Origin of the sequence: Dokdonia pacifica, from assembly GCF_900188275.1 — a bacterium.
GTDB classification, from domain to species: Bacteria; Bacteroidota; Bacteroidia; order Flavobacteriales; family Flavobacteriaceae; genus Dokdonia; species Dokdonia pacifica.
Genome location: NZ_FZNY01000017.1, coordinates 1 through 5,935 on the forward strand (window position 1 = coordinate 1; position 5,935 = coordinate 5,935).

The window sequence follows — 5,935 nt, forward strand, 5'->3', positions numbered from 1 at the left end:
ACGGGGCTCACCTCTTCCCATTCCGAACAGAGAAGTTAAGCCCGCCAGCGCCGATGGTACTACAATCGTGGGAGAGTAGGTCGCCGCCTTTTTAAGGTCTAATACAATTTGTGTTAGACCTTTTTTTATACCCTAAAGTCAAGTAAACCTTGTCTAAATGAGCACTTCCATAAATACCACAACAAAACAATCTACATACACTTTAGCGTAAGCGAAATTATATAAGATCATAATGTATAATCAATACTATTTTTTGATTAATAGCGGTTTTGTTTTCTTTGAATTATTCTTAAGAAGTAAGTGGATTCTTTCAATTTTATTTAAAAGATCATTTATAAATATTTGATAAATTATTAATATAACATTAAATTTTGGTAATCATCGATCGTAAATTCTTTGTTAGAGACTTAAAACTATCGATGAAATGCACAAAATTATCGATGAAGTGATTGTGGTTATCCCGTAATTTTGATAAGTAAAAACCTTTTCTATATTTGTGTTTCCCAAATCATTATAAAACAAGTATATAATATTTTGTTTTATAGCAACAATCACTAAAATGAAAACTATTACTTATCGAAGAATAACTATCCTACTTAGGTTATTTACTTTTTTTCTATTATTTCCATTTACTATACATGCTACTATTGAAAGAGAAGAAAATAATATTTCTTTTGCTTGTACGGGTACGGTTATAGATACTTTTCCTTATACAGAGAGTTTTGAAACTGGAAACTTTGATTTTACTCAGAATACGGATGATGATGGTGATTGGACAAGAGACAATAATGGTACTCCTTCTAATAATACAGGGCCTGATGATGCTAGTGATGGTAATTTTTATTTATTTACAGAGGCCTCTACGTCTGGTCAAGGAGCGATGGGATTTAATGCTTCAGCAATTTTAACAAGTCCGTGTTTTGATTTTACTGGAGTGGGTGGTGCTACGTTTAATTTTGATTATCATATGTATGGGAATGCAATTGGTCAGATTAGTGTAGAAGTTAGTGATGATGGTGGTGTTAATTGGAACGTATTACAAGTGATTTCTGGACAACAGCAAACTTCAGGAAGTGCTCCATGGATTACTTCTTCTATTAATTTAAATGCATACGTAGGCAATACAATTAATGTTAGAATAGTGGGAACGACAGGTAGTAGTTTCTCTGGCGATATGGCTATAGATAATGTGGAAGTAACCGTTACTCCTGTTAATCCTGAAATTAATATTACAGGTTTAGGGAATGATATAGTAAGTGGCGACGTGACTCCAACTGTTGCTGATGGTACTGATTTTGGAGATATTACACTAGGTCTTTCTAATTCGAGTACATTTTTTATTGAAAATTCAGGAATATTAGAACTCTTATTAACGGATCCTAACCCATATATAACTATTACAGGGACAAATGCGGGTGACTTTAGTATTGCAACAATTCCTACAACACCTATTGCACCTGTTAATGGAAGCACACCCTTTGCGATAGGATTTACACCATCTGCAATTGGAGATCGTTTTGCAACGATATCTATTGCTAGTAATGATAGTGATGAAAATCCTTATGTTTTTGATATTATGGGTACAGGAGTTGCTCCTTCTTCTGAAATAAATGTCTCTGGACTTGGAAATGCAATTATGTCTGGAGATGTCATACCTTCAGTATTTGATGGTACTGATTTTGGTTTTACTACATTAGGTACTTCAGTAAGTAGTGATTTTGTTATCATAAATTCTGGATTGTTAGGATTAGATCTAACAAACGCTTCTCCTTATGTTAATCTAATAGGAGCAGATGCGAGTCAATTTTCTATTTCTGTAATACCTAATAATACAATTTCAAATAATGGTGGAACTACACAATTTCAAATAACCTATACTCCAGTAAGTGTTGGTGTACATACAGTAACAGTTTCAATTGTTAATAATGATCCTGATGAAAATCCTTTCGTTTTTGATATTACAGGAGAAGCTGTAGTTACTTTTGTTCCTGAAATAGAAATTACTGGTAATGCTGTTGAAATTGTTAATGGGGATATGATTCCTGATGTTTCAGATGCTACAGATTACGGTACAATCTCATTAGGAACTAAAAAGAATGTTGCTTTTACTATAAATAATGTTGGATCTGGAGCACTAACTTTATCTGGTCCTCCACCTTATTTAACTATAACAGGGACAGATGCTTCACAGTTTTCCATACAAACAGAACCTTCAAGTTCAATTGCAGCCTCTGCTGCAACGGTTTTTCAGATACAATATAACCCTTTTGGTTTAGGAACGCATACCGCCACAGTTACTGTAGTAAGTGATGATAGTGATGAACCAAATTATTCGTTTACGATTACAGGAACGGCTATCGAGAATGAAAATCCATTAGAAACTCCTTACTATGCCAATTTTGATACTAGCGATGATAATTGGGTAGCCTCGAACCCTGGTGGGGGTAGTATATGGACACATGGTACCAATGCTGTCGAAGTAGGAACAGAAGGTGACTATTGGTATACAGATACTTATGATGACTATGCGTCCAACTCAGATACATATGTAACAAGCCCTATTATTGATCTTTCAGGATATCAAAATTTAACATTTAAAATTGATATCCGTTATGATACCGATGGAGATACTGGGGGTGACGACGGAATGAATATCGAATATTCTCCTGATGGAGGAGCAACATGGTTTGTTTTAGGTGCCTATGCAGATCCTCAAGTGGATAACTGGTATAATGGAGATAATGTAGATGCACTTGGTAATGGTATCGATGGTTGGGCAGGATTTAGTTTTGACATTGTAAGTGCTACAAAATCTGATTTTATTCAGGCAAGTGTTGATTTGCCTGTCGAATTAGTGAATAACCCTGTAGCTCGTTTTAGAGTGCATTTCGCATCAGATAATAGTCAAAATGATAATGGAGTGAATTTTGACAATGTATTTGTACTGGGTGACCCTATAGTGTCAGATGATCCTATAGAAGGTCCAGCGGGAGTATATACAAACCTAAAACTTTGGTTGAAAACAACTGAAGGTGTTGGAGGAGCTAGTAATGCAGGTCAGTTAGCCGCTTGGGAAGATCAAGCATTAGATAATAATGCAACACGTGGGGATAGTGGGCAACAACCTATTTATTACGATGATATTAATGAAAACATAAATTACAATCCGGTAGTGAGTTTTAACGATGTTATTGATTCAGAGTTAAAAGGAAAAGGAGGATTTAATACACAAGATTATTGGATTGTAATGCAGGCAGACGGAAGTGTAAATTCCTCAAGCCCTATTAAGGGGGTTATTGCTGGAAGAGTTTCTAGAGATCAATTTTCTGAAGATGGTACTGGACTGTGGATCAATCCAGGGTCACTAAGGTTTAGTGGGGTTGATAATATTGTAAGTCATATGGTAGGAGCAACAAGTGCTTCTGCTTCAGATATTGGAGATGGTAGTTACGGTAGGGCTTATACAAGTAGTACCGATAGTTATGATAATGAGCCCATCATTCTAAATGTAAAAGTGAATAATGCTGGTGATCAAACTGAGATTTATAAAAATGGAATTAGAATAGATAATTATACAGGGAAAACTACTGGTTCTCCATCTGAAGATTTGCCATATATTAATGTTACCAATTCTAGTTATATATTAGGGGTAGGTCGTATTACAGTTGGCGGAACCAATTATGACTCTCACTTTAATGGAAAGATGTCAGAGGTAATTAGTTATGCAAATCCTCTTACAATATTCGATCAAGAAAAAATACAATCGTATTTAGCTATTAAATACGGTATTACATTGCACGATACTAATAGTACTTCTATTACAAGATTAGGAGATCAGAATTATATAGATTCAGATGGATCTACAATATGGAATGTTGCTGCTCATACAGGATATAATTATGATATTGCAGGTATAGGTAGAGATATTACTTCTGGATTGAATCAAAAACAATCAATTTCAGTAAATTCTGGCGCGATTGTAACGATGGGGCTTACAGAGGTATATAATACTAATAATGAAAATATTGCTAATAATACGAATACTATTGTAGATAAAAATTTCTTGATGTGGGGTAATGATAATAAAAGTTTGAATGCTGCTGCCTCAATTATAGTAGATTTAAGTGATGGTATTGCAGGTTTAAATACAGTAGTTGATATTACGTCTGTAGAGCGTTCATGGAAAGTAGTAGAAACTGGTACTGTAGGAAGAGTGAAAGTTTCTGTTCCAGAAATAGCATTAAGTGCTACTCTTGATCCACCAGGTAGTTTCTTTATGTTTATTTCAGATACACCAACTTTTAATCCTAGTTCTGAATATCGCATTATGCTTCCAAATGGAGATAATGTAGAAGCTGAATATGATTTTGAAGGAACAAAGTATATTACATTTGGATATGCGCCAGATTATGTGTTTGATCGTTCTATTACATTTAATGGAACAACAGACTACATGGATGCTCAAGATTATTTAGATATTGAAGGAGACTTTACCATATCTACTTGGATTAAACACTCTAGTCAAGACTATACGGTACTTTCAAAGAATGATCCTGCTTTTAATGAAGGATATGAGTTAAAGATTAATACGGATCGTACAGTAAGTATGATTTGGAAGAATGGAAGTACGCAAAGTATAACGTCTAGTACACAAATACCTAATAATGAATGGCATCAAATAGCTGTTTCTTATGATGGAAGCTCGGCAAGTCTTTATATAGATGGCGTATTGGATGTTCAAGCGCCTCTAACAGCTCCTGTTACAAATAATGAGAAATTTTTAATAGCAGCAGGACGAGGAAGTACTCCTGCAGATTTTTATGAAGGAACAATTGATGAAGTAAGGGTTTGGGATGCTGCCCTAACAGCAAACCAAATTCGATTCATTATGAATCAGGAAATTCTTGAAAACACCAACCTTATGGTAATGGGAGAGATTATTCCTGCAACAATTTCTAAAAATGATATTGATGCAATACCATGGGATTCTCTTGATGGATACTTTCCAATGACTACCTACGCTTTTACTAATGTAAAAGGAGCATCTAATAATACTGTCGTTGCTGCGATTAAGAATTTGAAAACAGTAGACTTTCAAACGGCACCACTTCCTTATGTTTCTCAAGCCAACGGGAACTGGACAAATCCAGCAACTTGGGAAAACGGAACAGGATTCCAAATTCCTAATGCCACTTCTATTGTAGACAATACGGTACGTGTAGATTGGAATATTGTACAAACAGCACATAATGTAACTACACAAGAGAACAATACTGTATTAGCATTAGATGTTCAGACCGATGAACTATCTATAGAAAATGACAGCAAGATTGAAGTGTCTCACTACCTGAAATTAGACGGTGTGCTAGATCTTGTAGGTGAGTCTCAATTAATTCAAACTGAAAATAGTGATTTGGATGCTACAAGTACGGGTTCTTTAGAAAAAGATCAACAAGGTACCGCAGATACGTATTCATATAATATTTGGGCTGCCCCAGTAAGTACAATCAATGGTACCCAAATTAATACAAATTATACCGTAGCTAGTATGATGAAAGATGGCACCAATCCAAATAATCCATTAAACATGAGCTTTACTGGAGGATTGAATGGCGCTGCGACTACTCCTATTACCATTAGTTCATTTTGGATGTTCAAATATGGAAACGGAATAGAGCAGTTTCAGCCTATTGGTTCTACAGGAAACGTAAGTGTAGGTGAAGGATATACGATGAAGGGGCCAGGTTCTGGGGCTATTACAGATCCTCAGAACTATGTATTTGTTGGAAAACCAAATAATAGTACCGATGCCGAAGAAATTATTGTTCCAGCTATTGCAGATAGAGATTATATGGTAGGAAACCCATTCCCATCTGCTTTAGATGCAAACGATTTTATCAATGATAATCCACACCTTGATGGAACGCTTTACTTC

The 5,935-nt window shown here is 35.2% G+C and carries 1 protein-coding gene and 1 rRNA gene; both read left to right on the forward strand.

Going from position 1 to position 5,935, the window contains the following annotated elements; translation table 11 throughout:
• A 5S ribosomal RNA gene (gene rrf, locus CHB80_RS24245) occupies positions 1-92 on the forward strand; the annotation flags it as partial.
• Between the two features lie 467 nt (positions 93-559).
• Positions 560-5,935 (forward strand): choice-of-anchor D domain-containing protein (locus CHB80_RS24250; RefSeq protein ID WP_089374118.1); only part of this gene is annotated, 5,376 nt, incomplete at its 3' end.